The 22458-nt window shown below is 39.2% G+C and carries 18 protein-coding genes and 2 pseudogenes; 7 read left to right on the top strand and 13 right to left on the bottom strand.

Annotated features, from left to right (window positions below; genetic code table 11):
- The 4 genes and pseudogenes from FTU35_RS10735 to FTU35_RS10720 form a co-directional block, all read left to right on the top strand.
- Positions 1-117: pseudogene (locus FTU35_RS10735) on the top strand (transposase); the annotation flags it as partial.
- Positions 118-417: 300 nt separating this feature from the next.
- Positions 418-723, top strand: a complete 306-nt coding sequence (locus FTU35_RS10730) for a DUF4298 domain-containing protein (RefSeq protein ID WP_154320729.1) — start codon at positions 418-420, stop codon at positions 721-723.
- Between the two features lie 237 nt (positions 724-960).
- A pseudogene (locus FTU35_RS10725) lies at positions 961-1161 on the top strand (I78 family peptidase inhibitor); the annotation flags it as partial.
- Positions 1162-1349: 188 nt separating this feature from the next.
- Positions 1350-2531, top strand: coding sequence for an MFS transporter (locus tag FTU35_RS10720; RefSeq protein WP_096901597.1), 1182 nt, complete (start codon positions 1350-1352; stop codon positions 2529-2531).
- A gap of 83 nt (positions 2532-2614) precedes the next feature.
- On the opposite strand, the gene FTU35_RS10715 is transcribed toward FTU35_RS10720, so the two are convergent.
- Together FTU35_RS10715 and FTU35_RS10710 are read right to left on the bottom strand one after the other, a co-directional pair.
- Positions 2615-4105 carry an amidase gene (locus FTU35_RS10715; RefSeq protein ID WP_131261947.1) on the bottom strand — a complete coding sequence of 497 codons (1491 nt, stop codon included), beginning with the start codon at positions 4103-4105 and terminating at the stop codon, positions 2615-2617.
- 51 nt (positions 4106-4156) lie between these two features.
- The gene (locus FTU35_RS10710) at positions 4157-5590 is read right to left on the bottom strand and encodes a GGDEF domain-containing protein (RefSeq protein ID WP_207973578.1); all 1434 of its coding nucleotides are present in this window, start codon (positions 5588-5590) and stop codon (positions 4157-4159) included.
- 230 nt (positions 5591-5820) lie between these two features.
- Here FTU35_RS10710 and FTU35_RS10705 point away from each other — a divergent pair, with 230 nt between their 5' ends.
- Positions 5821-6303 carry a hypothetical protein gene (locus tag FTU35_RS10705; protein WP_004973490.1) on the top strand — a complete coding sequence of 161 codons (483 nt, stop codon included), beginning with the start codon at positions 5821-5823 and terminating at the stop codon, positions 6301-6303.
- 487 nt (positions 6304-6790) lie between these two features.
- On the opposite strand, the gene FTU35_RS10700 is transcribed toward FTU35_RS10705, so the two are convergent.
- From FTU35_RS10700 to plsB, 7 genes are all read right to left on the bottom strand, one after another.
- Positions 6791-8077, bottom strand: a complete 1287-nt coding sequence (locus tag FTU35_RS10700; protein ID WP_096901601.1) for a mechanosensitive ion channel family protein — start codon at positions 8075-8077, stop codon at positions 6791-6793.
- A gap of 261 nt (positions 8078-8338) precedes the next feature.
- The gene (locus FTU35_RS10695; protein ID WP_004973493.1) at positions 8339-8872 is read right to left on the bottom strand and encodes a DUF2058 domain-containing protein; all 534 of its coding nucleotides are present in this window, start codon (positions 8870-8872) and stop codon (positions 8339-8341) included.
- Between the two features lie 15 nt (positions 8873-8887).
- Positions 8888-9562 (bottom strand): YoaK family protein, encoded by a 675-nt coding sequence (locus FTU35_RS10690; protein ID WP_131261946.1) that lies wholly within the window; start codon positions 9560-9562, stop codon positions 8888-8890.
- Positions 9563-9599: 37 nt separating this feature from the next.
- Positions 9600-10796, bottom strand: coding sequence for a serine/threonine transporter SstT (sstT, locus tag FTU35_RS10685; protein WP_154320731.1), 1197 nt, complete (start codon positions 10794-10796; stop codon positions 9600-9602).
- Between the two features lie 212 nt (positions 10797-11008).
- Positions 11009-12733 carry a SulP family inorganic anion transporter gene (locus FTU35_RS10680; protein WP_154320732.1) on the bottom strand — a complete coding sequence of 575 codons (1725 nt, stop codon included), beginning with the start codon at positions 12731-12733 and terminating at the stop codon, positions 11009-11011.
- 118 nt (positions 12734-12851) lie between these two features.
- The gene (locus FTU35_RS10675; RefSeq protein WP_154320733.1) at positions 12852-13163 is read right to left on the bottom strand and encodes a metalloregulator ArsR/SmtB family transcription factor; all 312 of its coding nucleotides are present in this window, start codon (positions 13161-13163) and stop codon (positions 12852-12854) included.
- A 192-nt stretch (positions 13164-13355) separates the two neighbouring features.
- Entirely contained in the window at positions 13356-15860 is a 2505-nt protein-coding gene (gene plsB, locus FTU35_RS10670; protein ID WP_096901604.1) for a glycerol-3-phosphate 1-O-acyltransferase PlsB, read from the bottom strand.
- A 242-nt stretch (positions 15861-16102) separates the two neighbouring features.
- Here plsB and cysK point away from each other — a divergent pair, with 242 nt between their 5' ends.
- On the top strand, positions 16103-17101 hold the full coding sequence (cysK, locus tag FTU35_RS10665) for a cysteine synthase A (RefSeq protein ID WP_004973505.1): 999 nt from the start codon (positions 16103-16105) through the stop codon (positions 17099-17101).
- Between the two features lie 180 nt (positions 17102-17281).
- On the opposite strand, the gene FTU35_RS10660 is transcribed toward cysK, so the two are convergent.
- On the bottom strand, positions 17282-17890 hold the full coding sequence (locus FTU35_RS10660; RefSeq protein ID WP_004973506.1) for a TetR/AcrR family transcriptional regulator: 609 nt from the start codon (positions 17888-17890) through the stop codon (positions 17282-17284).
- A 438-nt stretch (positions 17891-18328) separates the two neighbouring features.
- Here FTU35_RS10660 and FTU35_RS10655 point away from each other — a divergent pair, with 438 nt between their 5' ends.
- A complete protein-coding gene (locus FTU35_RS10655) occupies positions 18329-19498 on the top strand; it encodes a thiolase family protein (protein ID WP_096901606.1) in 1170 nt (389 codons plus the stop codon).
- 99 nt (positions 19499-19597) lie between these two features.
- Here the strand turns inward: FTU35_RS10655 and pcaD are convergent, their stop codons facing one another.
- The 3 genes from pcaD to FTU35_RS10640 form a co-directional block, all read right to left on the bottom strand.
- A complete protein-coding gene (pcaD, locus tag FTU35_RS10650; protein WP_096901607.1) occupies positions 19598-20377 on the bottom strand; it encodes a 3-oxoadipate enol-lactonase in 780 nt (259 codons plus the stop codon).
- Between the two features lie 70 nt (positions 20378-20447).
- Positions 20448-21653, bottom strand: coding sequence for a 3-oxoadipyl-CoA thiolase (gene pcaF / locus FTU35_RS10645; RefSeq protein ID WP_070155120.1), 1206 nt, complete (start codon positions 21651-21653; stop codon positions 20448-20450).
- A 138-nt stretch (positions 21654-21791) separates the two neighbouring features.
- Positions 21792-22445, bottom strand: coding sequence for a 3-oxoacid CoA-transferase subunit B (locus FTU35_RS10640; RefSeq protein ID WP_104851987.1), 654 nt, complete (start codon positions 22443-22445; stop codon positions 21792-21794).
- Positions 22446-22458 lie beyond the last annotated feature (13 nt).

The raw sequence follows: 22458 nt of genomic DNA, 5'->3' as shown, positions 1-22458 counted from the left end.
TGGAAGCAGATGAAATATTATTGGCGAGATTTTCAAGTCATGACAGCTGATAAAATAGAGCAATGGGTGGAGAGAGTATCAAACCAATTCGGAAAAGAATACATGTTTACTTTTTAATGACAGCTTAATGTTGCCCCTAAAATATATTTCATTTTTGTACCTTTTCTAAAAAATTGAAGCAAACTTATACTAATGACTTTAACTTTTGATAAAAAGATGGAATTACACTTTTATACTAAATTTTACTGAAAGTAATGAAGCTAAAGTTGACTAAATAAATCAGGAATTGTCTTCTTTAAAAATTAATGCAAAAAAATATAGCAATATATGTTTCTTTAAATAAAACCTACATACACTCACATTCCTTGATCTTGAATTATTGTACGCTCATGTCATCTTAATTTTTGAATTTCAGCTATGAGTAAAAATAAAATGTACGATGCTCAAGTTTTACAGCAACAATATGAGCAATGGCATGATTTACATCGACAGATGCGAGAAGCGCAGCAAAAATGGCAAGCTGCAGAAAAGCTCTGGCAAGAATTACAGGCCTATTATCAAAGTGAACAATGGCTTGAGGACTATGAAAATGCGCCTGAACTTAGCTGCCGCGAAGGGGAATATTCTATATTATCGCAAGATACGCTATGGAATGCTTTAGAAGAGCGTCGCCAACATGCAATTGATTGGATGAAACTGAGTTTAAGTGTGATTGAGAATTAAACTTAATCCAAACTTACATCTAATTTATTTTGATCAATAAAACTATCATCACAGTTTTATTCAGTAAATTTACTGCATATTTAATCAGTTATGTTATTTTGAGTTGGTTTGAAGAAATTAAAAACGAGTATCAACATGAAAAAGTTATATAGTGTTTTGGCTGTTTTAAGTGTGGCAACTTTAGCTGCGTGTAGTAATCAGCCTATCAATGAACAAACTCAGGTGCCACAGACCATGCAAAATTGTGTCCCAGAATCTGCTGCGCAGTTAGTTGGTAAAACAGGTTTGACTGAAACACAAATTAAAGCGCTTACCCGAGCTGAAATTGTGAGAATGGTTACACCAGGTCAGCCTGTAACAATGGATTATCGTATGAATCGCGTCACTGTGGTGGTCGATCCGAAAACTAAAATTATTCTACAAGCTTCTTGCGGCTAAACAATTTTAAGAAATTTTCTCAATATTACCCTGAAAATTTGATCTGATTTTCAGGGTTTTTCGTTTTAATCAGCCAATCACTCAAAATTAAAGTACTACAGTGTTAATATATCGGTTGTCTTAAAATTTTAGATCAGGTTAGAAATGCACTTATTTATGTGTTTGAAAAATCAAGGAAATATACATTGATGCAAGCCTTGAATATATCGACACGTTTAGGTGGATTCTACTTTTTCTACTATGCAATTGTTGGGACGTTTTTGCCTTTTTGGAGCCTGTACTTAGAAGATCAAGGCTTTAATTATCAGGAAATTGGTGTTTTATCTTCCATTGCCATTTTAACGCGCTTTTTCGCGCCTTTTATTTGGGGATGGATTGCCGATAAATCAGGCAAACGGATGCTTTTGGTACGCATCGCAACTTGGATGGAAGCCAGCATTTGGTTGCTGATTTTTATTGTTCCGAATAGCTTTCAGTCTGTTGCATTACTCATGCTGATTTTTAGCTTTTTCCAAAATGCAATTTTGGCACAATTTGAAGGCGTGACTTTGTTTTGGTTGGGCGAGAAACGTGCAGAACTCTATGGCAAAGTGCGAAAATGGGGTTCTATAGGCTTTATTGTCGGGGTTTTTGGCATAGGTGCTATTTTAGAAATTATACCAATCTCCATGTTACCGATGTTGCTACTCAGTATTTCTTTACTGGCATTTCTATGGTCGTTCAGTATTCAAGAACCAAGCACCGCACCCATTGCACAAAAACAACTTGAACCCTTATTGCCCATTTTAAAGCGCCCAGTGGTCTATTCATTTTTTATTATTGAATTGATTTTGCTGTTTTCGCATGCACCATTTTATAGTTTTTATAGTAATTTTTTAAGTCAGGCAGGATTTAGCACAAGTCAGATCGGTTTATTGTGGTCTGTCGGGGTGGTTGCTGAAATCATTATGTTTGCCTATGCGAGTTTGTTTTTAAAGCGTTGGTCTTGGCGTTCACTGGTTGCCGTATGTTTAATTTTAACAGGCTTACGTTGGGTGATAGTTGGTTTATTTCCATCCATATTTTTTGCACATTTTTTTGCACAAAGCATCCATGCCTTTAGTTTTGGATTATTTCATATCATTGCCATGCGGGTGATTTTTCAAAACTTTTCTGCAGGGCAACAAGGTCGTGGGCAAGCACTTTACAGTACCATGTGGGGTTTAGGTGTTGCACTGGGGAGTATTTTGGCAGGGCATTATTGGGATATTGTTTCAGGCGAATGGATTTTTATTTTTGCAGGATTATCTACACTCGTTGGTCTGTGTTTTATTTGGGGATTGCCAAAGCAATTAGAATCGCAGTCAATGTCGAGTGATACCAAAGCCTAGTTGGTAATAGCGTTCTTTTATCAAAAATAGAAGCAAGCAACGTTGGATTAGCATAGTTTGCTTGCTTCTTACTCATTGCTACATCAAATACGGATTTTAGCGTATTGATGCCACCACGGTTGAGCCGTTTCAAGTTGTGCAGCCAGTTGTAAAAGCACATCTTCACGTGCAAAAGGCGCAATAAACTGCGAACCCAATGGTAAGTTATCTTTATTCCAATACAATGGCACAGACATTGCTGGCAGCCCAGTAATATTGGCAAGTTGAGTAAATGGCACCCATTTTAGGTTTTCTTTGACAATGCGATCGACCAATTTACCTTGCGCTAACCAATGTGCTTTACCTGCATGTAATAGTGTTTTTAAAATTGGTTTTTGCCATGCAGGAGTTTTAACTTCGCCATTTTTTGGTGCAACTGAGGCAGTTGCAGGGATGAGGTATAAATCATAACGCTCAAAGAATTGATTCATTTGCGCGACATATACCCCCCAATTATTCAAATTACGAATGTAATCTACTGACGTGGTTTTTGCGCCAAAGGCAGCCAAAGCCAAAGAGTCGAGCTCAAAATTATCGGAATGATTTGGCAGGCGAGTTTGAATTTCAGCAATTAAATAAGCAAATTGGCTAAACCATGTGGTAATAAAATCTTTGGCCAATTGCATACCATCAATAGCCGGACGGTCTTCAACAACTTCATGCCCTAAAGATTCTAAAAGCTGTACGGTTTTTTGAATGGCATTGATCGCATCTTGTGAAACAGCTGTACCAATCGGAGATTGGGTCGAATATGCGATTCTTAATTTTTTTGGCGCTTGCTGAATTGCATCTAAATAACTGCGTTCAGGAGCTTCAATTTTGAAAAGTGAATGACCATCTGCGCCATGCGTTGCATCGAGCATTGCCGCACTGTCACGTACACTTTTACTTAAAATATGTTGCATCGCTGCACCATGCATGGCTTCACTGAGTTGTGGCCCCCACGGGGTGCGTCCACGACTTGGTTTTAAACCAAACAAACCACAGTAAGACGCAGGAATACGAATTGAACCACCGCCATCACTTGCCCCTGCAATCGGCACAATACCTGCCGCAACTGCAGACGCAGAACCACCAGAAGAACCACCACTATTGTGTTTCAAATTCCATGGATTTTTACATGCACCCCAAGCATCTGGCTCGGTTATCCCTTTAATCCCAAATTCAGGCGTGTTGGTACGTCCAAAGGTAACGATTCCGCTATTTTCCCAACGATTTACAATTTCTGCATTTTGTTCTGCAAGATGATGCGCACGTTTTAAACCCTGACAACCAAATGAAGTCGGATAGCCTGCATATTGTTGAAATAAGTCTTTGACTAAAAAGGGCACACCTGCAAATGGGCCTGTTAATTTTGTTTGTGTGCGCTGCCGTGCATGTTCATGCATAGGAATAATAATGGCATTTAATTGTGGATTGGTTTGTTCAGCACGTTGTAACGCAATATCTAATAATTCTGAGGCCTGAACATCCTTTTTGGCAACGAGCTCTGCCAAGCCTAAAGCATCATATTGGAGGTATTCTGCAAGTTTCATTTCAATCCTGAAAATCTGTATTGTCAAATTGATGTTGTATGCTATTTTTGTTTAAGAAGCAAGAATGACCCGATTACGACCTTGCATTTTTGCCTGATATAGCGCCTGATCTGCCTGAATAATTAAATCTTGTAAAGGGAGATTGGTGGGTAAGTGTGTATGTGACACGCCCATGCTTACTGTAAAATGAATGGGTTCAAGGTTTTCTAAATTTAACGCTTGATGTTCAATACACATACGAATACGTTCTGCAATGCGTTGAGTTTTATTTAAGTTATTATTGTTCAGCAAAATAATGAACTCTTCACCACCAATGCGACAAAATAAATCGTGATCACGTAAATTGCTTTTAACGATGTTAGAGAGATGTTGCAAAGCACGGTCACCGACATAATGCCCATATTGATCATTCATTTTTTTAAAATCGTCGATATCTAACATAATTAAAGACAATGAATGATTGTTTTTATGCTTTAAAGCTTTTTCACTTAACTGAGTAAAACTACGGCGGTTCAGTGTTTCGGTTAAACTGTCATGATTTGCCAAATACAATACTTCTCTATACAACTGATTTCGGTTTTGGCTAATCACACATAAAATTAACGTGGCAAGACCTAAAATAATTAAACCCACACGAATAGAAATAATGGTGGTTAAATAACTCGAATTCACTTGATCTATAAACAAGCCTGTGACGCTGTGATACAGAGTTAAACAGACCAAGCTATTAATCAGTGCCAAATTAAAAAGTTGATAGCTGGCAGCTGCCCAAATTAATGCAGCCAATGGATACAACAATGCACCTGGTCCATAAAAAATATGGGTGCAGGCGATAGAGATCAGTAATGCAAAAAAGGGCAAGATATCCTGAATTTGAGTTTCTTTAGCATATTGATTATTTATAAGTTTTTTGAATTTAGACCAGCCTGGGGCAGCCAAAATTAAAGGTAAGACAATTACCGCATTTAAAATTTCACCAGACCACCAAGTAAAAAAATCAATCCAACGATTTTCTTTTAACATAAAGGTGTGCGGCAAATTTGGCAGCAGAAGAATGGCAAATAAAGCCCCAAAGAAACAGCCTAAAGTTACAGCAATAATATGTGGATATAGCTCTGACACATTATTATTGCTCGCTGGAAGTTTAGCGCGGGCAAAATTAAAGAAAAACAACCCACTAAAAACAGCTACAAAGTTGGAAAGCGTTAAACCTAGCGTCATCAGGAAAGTATTGTCTGTGACCAAATCGGCGCCCATATAGCCAAAAAAAGCACCCAAAATTCCACCAAAACTTTTTAAAGATGGAAAGCGAATGAGTAGCCCCAACAAGAGGGCGTTGCTTGGCCAAAAAAAAGAAAAGTAGCTAAGTGGGCGAGTAAAAATACCCAATAAACAAGAAAAAAATACCACAACGGCTAGCAGTCCAAAGGCAAATATTTGCTTTTGAGTCGAAGATATAGTTTGCGGTATGCTAAAGTTTTGCAAGTACTAAACTCACTTTTGCAATGGGTTGATAATTAAGAAAAAAACTTGAATGAGTGTGACGTTCACAACAGAAAGGCGATCATATCAAATAACCATTACCTACAAAGTCGATTAAATGTAAACTAAGTCACATTTTCGTTAAATAAAATTGTTGTCTTATGTTTATGCTTGCAGATTTGGATTAAAAATATGCTAAGTTGTCTAAACGGTTTATATCTTTAAATAAATGTATGAAAAAAATATATCTAACCACAGTTTTAAGCTTATGTTCTGTCTGCGCGATTGCGAATGAAAATACAACAATAGATTCAGCCAAGTTAACGCCAGTAGCAGCAGAAACGACCAATAAATTTCGTGTGGTGACCCGTCCAGAAATTGTGGGGCTGTGGGGCATGCAAATCCCAAATAATCGTAAATGTATTGAATATTACAACTTTAAAAGTAATAGCGATGTGGTGATTAAAAGCGGTCAAGAATGGTCTGCAGGTGTATATGATTATCAACCTTCACAAGACCCTGCAAATTCGTTACCGGCTTTAATTTTGCAAGTTAAATATGACAATAATGAAGTGGATTGTTCTGGATATCAGGAAGACCAAACAGGGGACATTTCACAATATTTTGTAAAATGGAAAAATGCGCACACCATTAATTTCTGTAGTAATGAAAAAGCAGAACAATGTTTTGCGACGTTGTACCGCGTCCTGCCTTAAACTTTTCATTATTTGGTCTATTAGAGATCTTTTATAAACTCGTACCCCTCATCCTGTAGCGCGTGTATTGATCATCTAGAGCGCTAAAGCACAAAAGTAGTGAATTTCAATCTTTCATTAGACGAATTATTGATGATCATTTTTCGAATCCAGAATCAATTAACAAGAGCGACACATTTTAGTGAGTTGAAAAGTTAGGTGAATTCTTAGAATCATTAGACTTTTTCAACCGGCAATGACCTTATTACATAAATTTGGAGCAAGCTGTGATTTAAAGGTTTGAGGAAATTTAAATATAATTAAAACACAGTGTTAGATATTTGTTTCAACAAAGCTCTTACAAATAAGACTTTATTTTCTCTTATTTATATACGAGTGTACGAGTGCATTTTAATTTAATGAAAATTTTATCGTCTTGCTGAAAATAAAAACGGCTACTGAGCCATGCAAGCATTTTGCGACACATGGCTCAGCAATAAATCCATAATTATGCCTCGTCAATTTCTAAAGGATTTAGACTTTGGACAGAACTTGCTTTAAATGGTGCAGCAATTTGCTTTAAATCTGAACCCGATGGGGCTTGATACACTTTTAAGCCAAACTCCGGAATAATTGCCAGCAAATGATCAAAAATATCGGATTGAATACTTTCATATTCTTTCCATGCAGTGGTTTTGGTAAAGGCATAAATTTCTAGTGGTAAACCTTCACTGCTTGGCTGTAGTTGACGAATAATCAATGACTGAGATTGATTAATGCCAGGATGCTGTTTCAGATAAAATTCAACATAGGCACGGAACGTCCCTAAATTGGTTAAACGGCGTTGGTTGTATTGTGATTGATTTGCTAACTGCTGATTAAACTGCTCAATTTCTTCATTTTTGCTATGTAAATATTGATCCAATAACAAAAACTCTTTAAGTTTGCTTTGTTCATGTTCAGTCATAAAGTGCACAGAACTTTGATCAATTAAAATGGCACGTTTAATACGTCGGGCACCAGCTTCCTGCATGCCACGCCAGTTTTTAAAGGTATCGGTAATGAGTTTATTGGTTGGAATAGTGGTCAGGGTTTTATCCCAGTTTTGCACGGTGACTGTATGTAATGACATATCAATGACATCACCATCGGCATTTAAAGAAGGCATTTCAATCCAGTCACCAATCCGTACCATATCGTAGGAAGAAATTTGTACCGAAGCCACTAGAGATAAAATGGTATTTTGGAAAACCAACATCAAAACAGCAGCCATCGCACCAAAACCTGCGAGTAAGGTAAACACATCTTTTTTCAGGAAAGTGCCTAAAATCATGAGGGCACAGACCACATAAATAATGAGTTTAACTAACTGCAAATAGCCCTTAATTGGCTTGTTGCGTGACTTAGGGTTGCGTTGATAGAACAGGTTAAAAATATTTAAAAATTCAGAAATTGCCAATGCAATGGTCAGGAATATAAAGGCTTGCGCACCCATTTGCACAAAGCTTTCTACTTTATCTGACAAATGCGGTACGGTGGTGATGCCGTTCATAATCACGACAGCTGGGACAATGTTGGCAATACGTCGGATGACACTATGCTGTGAAATAATTTCACTATTGGCAAAGGTCATTTTAGAAATCAGTTTGCGAATCCCGCGCACTACAATTTGCTTGGCAATAAAGTTGGCTAAAATTGCCAGTAGAATCACAATACTGAGTGAGGTCAGCATTTCTAACCAAGGGTATTGGTTATACCATTCCTGAATATTTTGAATAAAATTAAATTCTTGCAAAAGGTCCTCGCTTTAAGGTTGCTGATTTTCGTCTGCACGGCACTTAGAATTTTGGCCTGCAATTCACCTTAATTCTTCATTGATGTATGAAATTGTTAGATAGTGTATCGACTAAAGTTTAAATTTGAAGGCTGAGTAACTTTTTGCTACATTTCAATTATTTGTTTTTACTGAAAGTTTTCAATCAAGTTGCAGTCATAATAAAAAAGCCAGTACAGATACTGGCTTTGAATAGATACCTAGCATAAATACTTGCGTGATCTACCACATTAAATCATCTGGAATCACATAGGCTGCGTATGGATCTTCTTCATCTGTCGTGGCTTCATTTTTCTCGGCATTATTGACAATAATAAAGCCTTCCATTTTGCTATTAATACGTTCAGCTAAAGCTTTAGGCAGGAACGCATAACTGTCATTTTCTTTGGCAATCACCAAACTACCTGCCACGAGTGCATTGTAAATTTGTTGATTGATATACACTTTTTTAATCTTGCCATCTAAAAACTGATAAGCCACTTCACCATCGGTATCACGAATTTTATGCTGCTGAATCATTTGCATAATTGCTGCTTTCAGTTCTTTTTCCTGTAAAGCGGCTTTCTTTTCTTGCTCAATAGCTTGGTCTTTGGCGAGTTTTTCTTGCTGTGCCTGTGCAATTTTGGCTTTCACTTCAGCATCTTTACTTTCACCTGTGCGCTGTTCGTGTAAGGTTTGTTTAGACAGTTTTTTTGCTTTTTTATTATCCACTAAACCCGCTTTGAGCAATTGTGCCTGTAGTGCATTTTTAACCATGATAATTTCCGAAACTTAATGTTGAAGATGTCGATAGCGAAAATAAATAATCCAATACACCAAACTCAAACTTAGGCTGAGTCCTGCAGGTACCAGAAAAGAATTCAGTTTAAATGTAGGATAAATGGCTGCAGCGAGTAATCCACCCACAAAGAAACCAATTAAAATCAGTAGGTGTAAAACAATACGCCTTTTTTCAACTTGTAAGCCCCGCACTCGATAACCGAGAGCTAAGCCTAAATCGGTCAATACCCCAGATAAATGTGTGGTGCGGATGATGGTGCCTTTATAGTAGCTGATCATGGCATTTTGTATGCCCATGGCAACCGATGCCCAAAGCAGGGCATAACGTGGGAAATAAGGCAATAATGCCCAGCAGATTAAAATAAAAAATGCCACCAAACTCATGGGCAAACCATAACGACGCCCTAAGCGAAAATTGCTATTTCCTAAAATGACGCCGCTATAAAATGAGCCAATCACATAGCACAAAATCACCAGAAACAAGAAAATCATGGCTTCTGGTTTCCAGTCGATTAGCGCCATCGCCAAGATACTAACGTTACCAGTCATGTGCGAAACGGACTGGTGCAATACGGTCACCAATCCGAGTACGTTAATAATTCCAGCATTGACGGCTAGAAAAAAAGCACCAAATTGCACCCAAAGGGGTAAAGTTTGAAAAGGCATAATGGATGATTGCGTAAGTTTCCTAACGCATTGTATCTTAACTCAAACCACGGTCAACCGCAGTAGTAAATAGCACATCGGTAGATGAGTTAAGTGCAGTTTCGGTTGAATCTTGCAATACGCTAATGACCATACCAATTGCAACAACTTGCATGGCAATATCTGAAGAAATACCAAATAAGCCACACGCTACAGGAATCAGCAGTAACGAGCCGCCCGCAACGCCTGAAGCACCACAGGCCGACACCGTTGCAACCACAGATAAAATCAGCATGGTGCTAAAATCGACAGAAATTCCTAAAGTATTTACCGCAGCTAAGGTCAAAACGGTAATGGTGACCGATGCGCCTGCCATGTTAATTACTGCACCTAACGGAATTGCAACACTCGCGGTTGATTCCTGTACGCCTAAACGCTTGGCTAAGTCTAAATTGACAGGGATATTGGCTGCAGAACTACGGGTAAAGAAAGCAGTAATGCCACTTTCGCGTAAGCATTGAAAAACTAAAGGATAAGGATTGCTGCGGGTCACAAATGCCACCATGATTGGGTTGATGACCAACGCGACAAAGAACATCGTACCTAACAAGACTGCCAATAATTGAGCATAACTGGCTAAGGTGCTCAAGCCTGCATCGGCAAATGTCACGGCAACCAAGCCAAAAATACCGAAAGGCGCAAAGTTAATCACCAAGCGAATAACGCGATTGACTGCATTGGCTGCATCATTCAACAATGCTTTGGTGGACTCTGTAGCATGGCGGAAGGCAATCCCTAAAGCCACAGCCCAAGCCAAAATACCAATAAAGTTGGCTTCGGCAATGGCAACTACAGGGTTAGCAACAAAACTAAGTAAAAGATTTTTCAAAATTTCAGCAAGACTGCCCGGCGGGGTTAATTCTGACTGTGTTGCAACATCTAAAAATAATGTACTTGGGAAAAGTGAGCTTGCAATGACCGCACTGAGCGCAGCCAAGAACATACCAATCGCATACATCAGCATAATCGGTTTGATATAAGCATTGCTACTTCCAATTTTAAAATTGGCAATGGATGCCATGACCAAAATAAACACTAAAATTGGCGCAACAGACTTTAGGGCTTTAATAAATAAATCACCCAAAAGGCTTAAATAAGGCGCAGATTCTGGAAATAAAATTGCAACAGCCACACCGAGTACAATTGCAATCATAATTCGGGAGACTAAACTCAAACGCAAAAAAGCTGAAAACATACGAAAATAAGGTAAAAGAAAAGCGGCTATTTTATACTGAAATATCCATGTGCTTAAAAATAATTTTGATTTAAAAGTTAAGTCTATATTTTTAAAAGTGATATTTATTAAACTGTTTAAATTTCAGCAAGATAAAAGTACTCATTGATCAAAAAGTATGTGTGTTGAACATCCAGTTTTAAAGATAAAATTAAAGATCAATTTCTTGATCTTTAAGTCAGTTCAGGCGCAAGCTCTTGCATGGCTAAATAATGTGAAAAAAAAACTTTTCCATTTAAATGCTGCAAAAGTTTTGAGTGTTGTAATTTGTCCATTACCGGGCCTTTAATTTCAGAAAAATGCAGACAAATATTCAATTTTTTTAGTTCAAGATTTAAATCTTCCAGCATTTCGAGTGCGCTTAAATCAATACTGCTAATACTCGAACAATTCACCACTACATGCTTTAACTGAGGGTTTTGGCTGACTTGATTAATAAAAAAGCCTTTTAAAGTATTGGCATTTAAAAAGGTTAGATTTTCATCAATTCGCATGGATAGCACGTGTGGCGCGGTACGCACTTGATGCCGCTGAATATTACGAAAATGTTGTGTGCCTTCAAGTAAACCAATTACCGCAATATGTGGTCGGCTAATACGCCACAACATTAGAATAAAGGTGGACACAATTCCAATAATTAAACCTGTCGAAATATCAATCAATATGACGCCAAAGAACGTCACCCACATGGCTAGACCATCGGCTTTGGAATAACGCCAAGTTTCTTTAAAAGACTGAAACTCGACTAGTTTCCAAATTGAAACAATAATGGTTGCAGCCAAAACAGCCAGAGGTAAATCTTGGAAAAATCCCGTGAAGTATAAACTGACAATAACAATCACAATGGAGGTAAACACACCTGCCATGGGTGTTTTTGCACCTGCATCGGCATTCACGACGGTACGCGACAAACTGCCTGTGACGGGAAAAGAAGAGCTGACACCTGCGCCAAAATTGGCTAAACCGAGTGCAATGAGTTCCTGATTGCTATTTAAGTGACTGCGCTGTTGTAAGGCGGTGGCTTGTGCAATAGACAATGATTCTACAAAACTGATCATGGCAATCATGGCTGCGCCCGGAAGAAGCTGCAGAACGAGTTGTGTATTCCATTCAGGGAGATGAATAGGCGGGAATCCTGAAGGAATTTCTCCCACAGTTTTAATTCCGACTTGTTGCAAATGCAATGAATAAACCAAAGCAATCGAACCGATCACCAATACCAATGGCAAGGCTTTTAAGATAAAACCATTCCCTCGAACACGTTCACGAATGGCATTACTGTTGATGATTTTAGGGGCGTAAATTAGAAATAAAATGGCAGCAACACCCAAGAGCACGCTATAAAGATGGGTTTGTCCCACATATTGCCAAAAGCTGTATAAGAACTCGGGTAAGTTATTGGCTTTAAGGGGGATGTCTAAAAGAAATTTAAGCTGTCCAATCGCAATCATTAATGCAGAGGCAATAATGAAGCTTTTAATAACAGGATGGCTAATGAGTTGAATTAAAAAACCGAAGCGAAAAATCCCTAAAAGTAGCGAAATAATGCCGACCATCACAGCAAGTAAACAGGCTGCTTGAATATAAGCTGCCGAGCCGACTTCAAATAATGGATTGAGCGTCGCAAAGGTCATCATGGAAATAATGGCGACTGGGCCAATGGACAAGGTTGGACTGCCACCAACCAAGGCGTACATGATCATGGGGATCACGCTGGCATATAAACCCATGACAGGAGGTAAACCTGCAAGCATGGCATAAGCCATCCCTTGAGGTACAAGCATGGCAATGACGATAAACGCAGACAGCAGATCAGATTTCAATGTTTCTGCATTGTATTTTCGCAGCCATTGCCAAGCAGGCAGTACATGAGCCAAACGTGAATTGAAATCTGACATACTGAAATCTAAATCATAAATTTAGATATATTATGAACAAAAAATGCTAAGAAGTCTTTGAAATAGCAGGAGAGTATTCAAGTTTTATGGTGATGCCTGATAATACAGGCATTATCATTTAGTCCTGCGGGCAATAAAGTGCATATAGGGTATTAAGTACCTGCACCATTTTTTCATCTTTAATTGAATAAAAAATTTGCTTGCCATCACGGCGGGTATTCACCACATCACTTTTACGCAGCATCATTAATTGTTGCGATAAAGTAGGCTGATGAATTTGAGTTATTTCTTCAATTTGCGATACGTTTAATTCTTGTTGAGATAAATGACAAAGAATTAAAAGACGGTCACTATTCGCCAAAGATTTTAAAATTCCAACAACGGTATCCGCAGATTCACGCATTGATGTGATTTCAAGACCATCGTTCATTGTTTTATTTCTCTTAATTTACAGCTAACCCAATATATATTAGGCGGGAGTGGAAGATAAATTATATAACATAAATCATTATTTATATATGAGAACAAGTATCATTTAAGAAAAGATATCAGCCAATCATAAATAATGGCCTGATATTCTAATCAAAAAATTGATAAAAAAGTGGCTGAGTTACAATAAAACCTATTTTTTCACCTGTTCAAAACTTTTTAATTCTTTCTCACTAAATTCACTCGATGCAGCTAATAACTCGTGAATTTCTGGGTTATACCAAGCAAAGTATTCAGACATTTTGGCACTAAAAGTATCATCTAGGCTTATCTGCGCAGCATTGTGTTGCAACAAGGCTTGCTGATCTAAACTGCTGATAAAACTTTTTAAGGTGGCACTATCAAAATAATATGCAGACTTAAATTGTGCAGAATCTGCAGCGCGTTGTAATACGGTTTTGGTCATTTTTTCCAAAACTTTCAGATTTAAAGGGATGTGTGCGCTATAACGCTGCAAAAGCCCTTGAATCAATACGAAATTATTTAAACTTGGTTTTGCCAGTTCAGCTAAGGCATAGAGTTCATGCTGTGTAGCTGGGTTCGGCTGTAATTGCAGATTTGCTTCTGTAACCCAATTTTGCTGAATAAAGTACGCCACAATTTTTTCGATTTCTTGAGAAAGTTCTTGCGCCGTCCATGCCAAGAAAAACTCTTGCTTCAAATATGGATAAATCGCCTGCAGTTTTTGCATTAAATCTGCGCATGATAATGCTAAATTTTGTTCATTAAACTGCTGCACAATTAATGCTACACACGCAGGCAAAATAAAGCAGTGCAAAATATTATTGCTAAAATAGCTCAATAAGATTTTTTGGCTTTCTGCGACTCGAATCTGTTCTACACCATCTTGGTTATAACGCTCAACTTGTTTAAGTTTTAGCGCATATTCAATAATTTCTTGTGGATTTAAACCCGTAATAATCATACGTGGGTCGTAGCACAATTGTTTGAGCAAACGTCGATATTGTTCAATTCGGGCGAGCAGCTCATCTTGTTTCAATGCATGCTGATCGGCATTTAATAAAATCAGAGAGATGAGGGCGATTGGGTTAATCACCACCGCTTTATTGATATTTTCCAAGATTGCATGCGCAGTATGATCTACCGTGTGAATCACAGAGGTCGGTAGTTCATCATTTATGTTCAGTTTTACATCGCGTGCTTGGTTGGCAGTTAAAACATCATCTAAAAATACAGGTTCGCCAAAGTTGACATAGACCTGACCAAAGACTTTTTCAATTTTACGGGCAGAGTTTAAAATACCCCATAAAGATTCGGCTTCTTTCGGTTTGCCGTTTAATTCATTTAAATAAGATGTGCCTTCAATCAGTTTTTCATAACCAAAATACGTTGGAATAAATGCAATTGGTTTGGTTGCTCCGCGTAAATGGCTTTGAATGGTCATCGACAACATGCCTTTTTTCGGCGGTAACAATAAACCTGTACGTGAGCGTCCACCTTCAATGAAGTATTCGAGTGGGGTGTTGCGTGACAATAAACTGTGTAAATATTCTTTAAATACCGAGGTGTATAATTCATTGCCGCTGAAAGTACGGCGAATAAAATACGCACCTGCACCACGCATTAATTGACCCACAATTGGTAAATTTAAATTAATACCTGCTGCAATATGCGGCACCATCAAGCCACGATTAAAAATCACATAAGACAGCAACAAATAGTCGATGTGGCTACGATGACAAGGGGTATAGACGATTTCATAGTCTTTGGCGAGTTCGCGTACCGTGTCAAAGTGATGCACTTCAATGCCATCATAGAGCTGTGTCCAAAGCTTGGTCAGTGCCAGTTCAGCAAAACGCAAAGTCGAATAAGAAAAGTCCGATACAATTTCAGTTAAATAGCTTTTAGCACGGTTTTCTGCTTCAAACATACTGACTTTTTGTTCGATACTTTCTTTACGAATAGCTTGTTGTACTGCTTCACTTTTCATCAACGCATGAATCAAATTACGGCGGTCAGATAAGTCTGGGCCTAAAATCGCTTCTTTGTGTTGATTAAAATTGTGTTCCAGATGTTGCTCAATAAAGTGCGCAGGCGATAAGTGTGGTTGTTGTTGTGTGGCTTGTTCAATAAGCTGACGTAAGGAAATTGCTTTATGAAACTCGATGTAGTTATCACGTGAATAGAGCGAAATATTAATGGTTTGTTTAAGCTTGTTTGGCGTAGACCATGCATCGGCAAATAATGCTTTAAACCAAGAGTCTTCGTATTCGGGTGAACGTCCCCAAAGTACAGTTACGGGAACTAACAACACATCATGTTCAGGATGTTGCTCTAAGGTTTCAATGAGTCGAATCAATTTAGCAGAGTAGTGATAAGCACTGTGCTGTGGGTTTTTCTCACGCAAGACCAAAATGGAATCGTCTTCCTGATGCTCGGCAATGTTTAAAGGCGCATACACAGAAGGTAAACCACGAGATTGCGTCTGCTGATCAATCAATACGGTATTGCTGAGAGAGGCATCTTGCAGCACATAACAAAATTGTGTTTTTTCAGAGCTTTGTGCAACACGATGTTCTAATTCTGCAGTCGTGCCTAATACTTGTGGCGTCACAATCTTATCTAAGATTTTTTTAGTGAAATTACGATAAAGCTGACTGTAACGTTTATTAGACATTGCATTCCCTACATTTTGTTATGTGTTGCTATTGTCAAAAAATAAATAGCAAATTTCAAACCCAAGTGCCGAGAAAATCGACAATTAAACTGAGGTCGTCATCTCTTTATTCTAATTCGCATTTTGTTGAAAGCTAATCATATTTTTGTATAAAACAATTTTCGTGAAACATCGGCAAAAATTTTATAAAAAGGTATGATAATTTAAATTTTGTTTATATAGATATAACTTAGGGAATAATCATGACCACAGATGCAGCTTTTTCAACACCAGCAAATTTAGGGATTGCCGTATATAGCAATAATGCAGAAGCGATTGGTAACACGCCATTGGTACGCATTAACCGTTTAATTTCTGGCGATGCAACGGTTTTAGCCAAAGTGGAAAGCCGTAACCCTGCATTTTCTGTGAAATGCCGTATTGGTGCTGCTTTAATTGCCGATGCTGAAAAACGTGGCGTGTTAAAAGCAGGTATGCATATTGTAGAACCGACCAGTGGTAATACAGGAATCGCTTTGGCATTTGTAGCTGCAGCAAAAGGTTATGAGATTACACTAACGATGCCTGCAAGCATGAGTATTGAGCGCCGTAAGGTGTTGAAAGCGTTGGGTGCAAATTTGGTGCTGACTGAGCCTGCAAAAGGTATGAAAGGCGCGGTGGATGAAGCAGAGCGTTTGGCAACCGAACATCCTGAAACTTATTATTTGCCGCAGCAGTTTAATAACCCTGCCAATCCGCAAATTCATGAAGAAACCACAGGCCCAGAAATTTGGGCAGCAACAGGCGGCAAGGTCGATATTCTTGTTGCAGGTGTAGGTACAGGCGGTACGATTTCTGGTATTTCGCGTTATTTCAAAAAGGTAAAAGGTCAGGCATTGCATACTGTTGCAGTCGAGCCTGCTGAATCTCCAATTATCGCTCAGGCCAAGCGTGGTGAAGCCATTACGCCTGCACCACATAAAATTCAGGGGATTGGCGCTAACTTTATTCCAAAAAACCTAGATTTAGATTTGGTGGATGAAGTGATTGCGATTGAAAGTGCTGAAGCAATTGACTGGGCGCGTAAAACAGCAACCCAAGAAGGTATTTTAGTCGGTATTTCAAGTGGTGCAGCAATGGCTGCTGCTGCAAAATTGGCGGCACGTCCTGAAAATGCAGGTAAAAATATTGTGGTGATTTTACCTGACAGTGGTGAGCGTTATTTATCTTCAGTATTATTTGAAGATATTAGTGCAGAATGATGTGTCTTTAGACAGTCAAAAGAATTTGAAAAATCCCAAAGTTTGAACTTTGGGATTTTTTATTTAGAGAATAAATTTATGAGGTGAGTTAATACGTTCTGAAAAGCAAATTTCTTTCTACTTAGACGCTAATATTTAGCGGGATCAGCAATGAATCCAACGAAGCTAACTATGTAAAAATCAAACAATCGCAGATACTTTATCTGGCGTCATCAGTGCTTGATTAATATATAGCTTGATTAAGCGTTCACGTGACCCAATAGCTTTTTGATAATGGGTAGAATTGAGTAATAACGACGCACCATAAGTTACTGTCCAAATATAAGACAGATAATCACGGATCGACATCGCGCTGTTAAAGGACTCTAAATAGGCTTGGGTGATGTCCTTAATTTCTAAAATACGCTGCTCACGAATATCGTATAACTGTTCAAACAATTCATTTAGTTTACGTTCATTATTGGTTAAGCGTTCTTCAATCGAGTGCAGCAAAATCGTACGGTTGGAATTAAGCATGTTATACAGCATGTACTGCGAAACATAAGTTTGAAAGTTATGGTGATACTGTTTGGAAATATCCAATAAACGCTGTTCATTTAAAATAATTAACTCTAAATAGAGCTGATTTTTACTTTTGAAATATTTATAAATTGTGCCTTTGGCAATATCTAACTCTGCAGCCAACTCACTTAATGTAATATCATTATGATTTTCCAGTAATAAAACCTCAGCCATTGCCAAAATTTTCTCTTTACGACGTCGGAAATTTTCTTGGCGTAGAGTCGTCATCAATCAATATTCCAATTACAACCAATTAAGCATGTTGGAGTCTAGTGCAGTTTGAGCAACTTGAAAATAGCACCAAGGTCTTGAAAAGGTAAGTTTTAACGTATGTTCATCAGTGAACCAATGAATTTAAAAAATATCATGTGAAAAATAGCACAATCCATAAGCCAAATCGGTTGTCAATAAAACTGAACCAAACAGGTCATTTTAGTGAAATAAAATTGGATTTCTAAAACTTTTATTCTATTTTTCATAAGCAAGGCCTAAAAGTCTAAGATCAATCAAGCATAGCAATTCAGCACTTTGCGAGATTGCAATGCTCATCTTTTGATTTACATTTAACGTGAATTACTTGCTAACTCACAGGGATGTTATTTGTAATTTTAAAAAGCATGGCTTTTACGGTAATCACTTTAAAAAGACGGTAATAAGGGACTAAAAATGATTGTAATTGTAGATGCTGTACGTACCGCAATGGGCGGCTTTCAAGGTTCACTGGCAAGTTGTACAGCACCCGATTTAGGCGCGGTTGCAATTCAACACGCAGTTGCACGTGCAGGTTTAAGTGGGACTGACATTGATGAAGTAATTTTTGGTTGTGTATTGCCTGCAGGTTTGAAGCAAGGCCCTGCACGTCAGGCGATGCGTCAAGCGGGTTTACCCGATAGTACAGGTGCAACCACCATCAATAAAATTTGTGGCTCTGGCATGAAAGCTGTTATGCAGGCAGCCGATGCTATTCAGGCAGGTTCAGCGCAGATTGTGGTCGCTGGCGGTATGGAATCTATGTCGAATGCGCCGTATTTGCTAGATAAAGCACGTGCAGGTTTCCGTATGGGACACGGCAAAGTCACAGACCACATGTTTCAGGAAGGTTTAGAAGATGCTGAAACAGGCTTGTCGATGGGCGTGCTGGCGCAAGACATGGCAGACAAGAAAAACTATACCCGTGAGCAGCAGGATGAATACGCAATTCGCTCTTTAAACCGCGCGGTAGAAGCCATTCAAAACGGTTATTTTAAAAATGAAATCGTGCCTGTCACTGTTCATTCACGTAAAGGTGATGTGATTGTCGATCAGGATGAACAACCGTTAAATGCCAAAGTCGATAAAATTAGCAGTTTGCGTCCCGCATTTAAAAAAGATGGCACGATTACAGCCGCCAATGCCAGCTCTATTTCAGATGGCGCATCTGCTCTGGTGATTACATCAGATGTGGTTGCGGCAGAGCGTGGCTTAAAACCGCTTGCAAAAGTTGTGGCATACGCGACACATTCACAACATCCTTCTGAGTTTACTCTTGCTCCTGTAGGGGCGATTCAAAAAGTGCTAGATAAAGCAGGGTGGTCGGTTGCCGATGTAGATTTGTGGGAAATTAATGAAGCCTTTGCCATGGTAACCATGCTTGCGATAGATGCTTTTGATTTAGACCCTGCCAAAGTGAATATTCAGGGTGGTGCATGTGCTTTGGGGCATCCTCTAGGTTCTTCAGGTTCACGTATTATTGTGACGCTCATTCATGCATTGCAACGTATAGGCGCGAAAAAAGGCGTGGCATCTTTATGTATTGGCGGTGGTGAAGCCACAGCGATTGCGGTGGAGTTAGTTTAAGTCCAGCTCGTCTAACTGCAGATTCATCTATAAAAAATAGAGTTCTCGAAAGAACTCTATTTTTTTAACTTTTAACTTATTAACAATAACAATGAAGTTTTATGCTTGGATAAACTGCTTCACTGCTTGGTTAAATTCATTTGGCAATTCTACGTTAGAAATGTGCGATGCATTGATTTCAAACAATTGGCTATTGGCAATACGTTCAACCATAAATTGACCATCGACAACTGTTGTCACAGGGTCTTGCTGACCTGCAACCACTAAAACAGGCACAGTGATGTCTTTAAGTTGTTCACGTACATCCGCTTTAGCCAAAGCTTCGCAACAGCTCGCATAACCTTCGGCGCTGCCAGCTGCCAAGTCGTTTTGAAGATTGTTGACCACTGTCGCGTTGCTTTGGATAAAGGGTTCAGTAAACCAGCGTGATGCTGCAGTCGAAGCAATCGGTTGTAAACCTTGTTCACGTACCAATGCGGCACGGTCATTCCAAGCCTGTTCTTGACCAATTTTTGCCGCAGTATTACACACCACCACCTGATTAAAACGTTCAGGGCGATGAATCGCTAACCATTGACCTGTTAAACCGCCCATAGAAATACCACAGAATGCCGCTTTTTCAACATTTAAGTGATCGAGTAGATTTACAACATCTTGACCCAATTGATCAATGCTATATGGACCTTGCGGAGCTGATGATGCACCGTGACCACGTGTGTCGTAGCAAATTACAAAAAAGTCTTGCTGGAAAAAATCAATCTGTGCTTGCCACATTTTGAAGTTTGTACCCAGCGAGTTTGAAAAAATCAGTGCAGGTTTTGTAGCATCACCAAAAGTTTGGTAATTGATTTGCGCATCATTTGAGGTAAAAGTTGGCATTTTTTTTAAATCCTTAATCTTATAAATCCCCCTAAATCCCCCTTTATGAAAGGGGAACTTTTAATGAGGATTAAACACGTTCAATAATCAAAGCAATACCTTGACCAACACCAATACACATTGAACATAAACCGTATTTACCGCCAGTTTGTTCAAGTTGGTTCAGTGCTGTAGTGACTAAACGCGCACCAGATGCACCAAGTGGGTGACCTAAAGCAATTGCACCACCGTTTGGATTGACTTTCTCTGAACCATCTTCAATGCCTAAGTCACGAGTACATGCTAATGCTTGTGCAGCAAAGGCTTCGTTCAGTTCAATCACGTCCATTTGTTCAATGGTCAAACCTGTTTGTGCCAACAATTTTTTGATTGCAGGCGCAGGACCAAAGCCCATAATACGTGGTTCAACACCAACAACAGTTGAAGCAATGATTTTGGCACGTGGTTTTAAGCCGTGTTGTGCAACCGCTTCTTCAGAAGCAATCAGTAGGGCAGCCGCACCATCGTTAATACCTGACGCGTTACCTGCAGTCACAGTACCGTCTGCTTTTACCACTGGCTTTAATTTTGCCAATGCTTCTGCTGTGGTTGATGCACGTGGATGTTCGTCTGCAGCAACAACGACAGGCTCGCCTTTACGTTGTGGAATTTCCACTGCAATAATTTCTTTGTCAAAGAAACCGCGTGCTTGTGCAGCAGCAGTACGTTGTTGGCTGGTTAGAGCAAACAAGTCTTGATCGGCACGGTTAATATTGAACTGTTCCGCTACATTTTCAGCAGTTTGCGGCATAGTTTCTACGCCGTACATTTCTTTGAGTTTCGGGTTAATGAAACGCCAGCCCATTGTGGTGTCTTCAATTTTTTGACTACGACCATAAGCAGATTCTGATTTACCCATCACAAATGGAGCGCGGCTCATTGATTCAACACCACCTGCAATAATCAGGTTTGCTTCACCTGCTTTAATTGCACGTGCGGCCATTGCAATTGCGTCTAGCGATGAACCACATAAACGGTTTACAGTGGTTGCTGGCACTTGGTACGGTAAACCTGCTAAAAGTGCAGACATACGACCCACGTTACGGTTGTCTTCACCTGCTTGGTTGGCACAGCCGTAAATCACGTCATCAACTTGTTCCCAGTTTACAGATGGATTGCGTTGCATAAGTGCTTTGATCGGTAATGCGCCTAAGTCATCAGCACGGACTGGAGCTAAACCACCTGCATAACGACCAAATGGGGTACGGATGGCATCGACGATATATGCGTTTTTCATATTTTATTTTCCAAATATCTTAATCTCTCCCAACCTCCCTTTAAAAAAGGGAGGAGATTCCCACCTAAAATTACTTGATGGAAGTCCCCCTTTGAAAAAGGGGGATTTAGGGGGATTAAAAATTATATTTAAAGACGATTAAGCCTGAGTCGCATCAATCAGCTTTGCACCAGTCAATGACTGTAATTCCTCAAAGCTCAAGCCTTCAACTTTTTCAAGAACTTTCATGCCTTCAGGAGTTACGTCAATCACACATAAGTCAGTGTAAATGCGGTCTACACATTTCAAGCCAGTTGCTGGGTAAGTCAATTCAGCCACGATTTTTGGTTCACCTTTTTTGGTGACGTGATCGGTTGTGATAAAGACTTTTTTCGCACCAACGGCTAAGTCCATTGCGCCACCAACAGCAGGAATCGCATCTGGCGCACCTGTGTGCCAGTTTGCCAAGTCGCCATTTTCAGCCACTTGGAATGCACCCAATACTGCGATGTCTAAGTGACCGCCACGCATCATGGCAAAAGAGTCACCATGATGGAAGAATGAGCCGCCTGTTAGCATGGTCACGAATTCTTTACCTGCGTTGATTAACTCAGGGTCTTCTTCACCTGCAGGAGGTGGTGGACCGAAAGCCAATAAACCGTTTTCAGAGTGTAAGAATACGTCTTTGTCTGAAGGCAGGTAGTTTGAAATTTTAGTTGGTAAGCCAATGCCGAGGTTGACATAAGCACCGTCTGGAATGTCTTGTGCCACACGTTCAGCGATTTGATCACGTGTTAATTTGGTATAGCTCATGATGTTCTCCTTC

Origin of the sequence: Acinetobacter sp. YH12095 (genome assembly GCF_013419245.1) — a bacterium.
Classification (GTDB): domain Bacteria; phylum Pseudomonadota; class Gammaproteobacteria; order Pseudomonadales; family Moraxellaceae; genus Acinetobacter; species Acinetobacter towneri.
Note: the sequence above shows the minus strand (reverse complement) of the source record. Positions and strands in the feature narration are given on the sequence as shown.

Excerpts from the sequence above, each read along its gene's own strand:
- FTU35_RS10720 (WP_096901597.1), top strand. The coding sequence starts at position 1,350 with ATGCAAGCCTTGAATATATCGACACGTTTAGGTGGATTCTACTTTTTC.
- FTU35_RS10680 (WP_154320732.1), bottom strand. The coding sequence starts at position 12,733 with ATGTCAGATTTCAATTCACGTTTGGCTCATGTACTGCCTGCTTGGCAA.
- cysK (WP_004973505.1), top strand. The coding sequence starts at position 16,103 with ATGACCACAGATGCAGCTTTTTCAACACCAGCAAATTTAGGGATTGCC.
- pcaF (WP_070155120.1), bottom strand. The coding sequence starts at position 21,653 with ATGAAAAACGCATATATCGTCGATGCCATCCGTACCCCATTTGGTCGT.
- FTU35_RS10715 (WP_131261947.1), bottom strand. The coding sequence starts at position 4,105 with ATGAAACTTGCAGAATACCTCCAATATGATGCTTTAGGCTTGGCAGAG.
- FTU35_RS10655 (WP_096901606.1), top strand. The coding sequence starts at position 18,329 with ATGATTGTAATTGTAGATGCTGTACGTACCGCAATGGGCGGCTTTCAA.
- FTU35_RS10675 (WP_154320733.1), bottom strand. The coding sequence starts at position 13,163 with ATGAACGATGGTCTTGAAATCACATCAATGCGTGAATCTGCGGATACC.
- FTU35_RS10730 (WP_154320729.1), top strand. The coding sequence starts at position 418 with ATGAGTAAAAATAAAATGTACGATGCTCAAGTTTTACAGCAACAATAT.
- FTU35_RS10690 (WP_131261946.1), bottom strand. The coding sequence starts at position 9,562 with ATGCCTTTTCAAACTTTACCCCTTTGGGTGCAATTTGGTGCTTTTTTT.
- FTU35_RS10660 (WP_004973506.1), bottom strand. The coding sequence starts at position 17,890 with ATGACGACTCTACGCCAAGAAAATTTCCGACGTCGTAAAGAGAAAATT.
- FTU35_RS10695 (WP_004973493.1), bottom strand. The coding sequence starts at position 8,872 with ATGGTTAAAAATGCACTACAGGCACAATTGCTCAAAGCGGGTTTAGTG.
- plsB (WP_096901604.1), bottom strand. The coding sequence starts at position 15,860 with ATGTCTAATAAACGTTACAGTCAGCTTTATCGTAATTTCACTAAAAAA.
- FTU35_RS10705 (WP_004973490.1), top strand. The coding sequence starts at position 5,821 with ATGAAAAAAATATATCTAACCACAGTTTTAAGCTTATGTTCTGTCTGC.
- pcaD (WP_096901607.1), bottom strand. The coding sequence starts at position 20,377 with ATGCCAACTTTTACCTCAAATGATGCGCAAATCAATTACCAAACTTTT.
- sstT (WP_154320731.1), bottom strand. The coding sequence starts at position 10,796 with ATGTTTTCAGCTTTTTTGCGTTTGAGTTTAGTCTCCCGAATTATGATT.
- FTU35_RS10640 (WP_104851987.1), bottom strand. The coding sequence starts at position 22,445 with ATGAGCTATACCAAATTAACACGTGATCAAATCGCTGAACGTGTGGCA.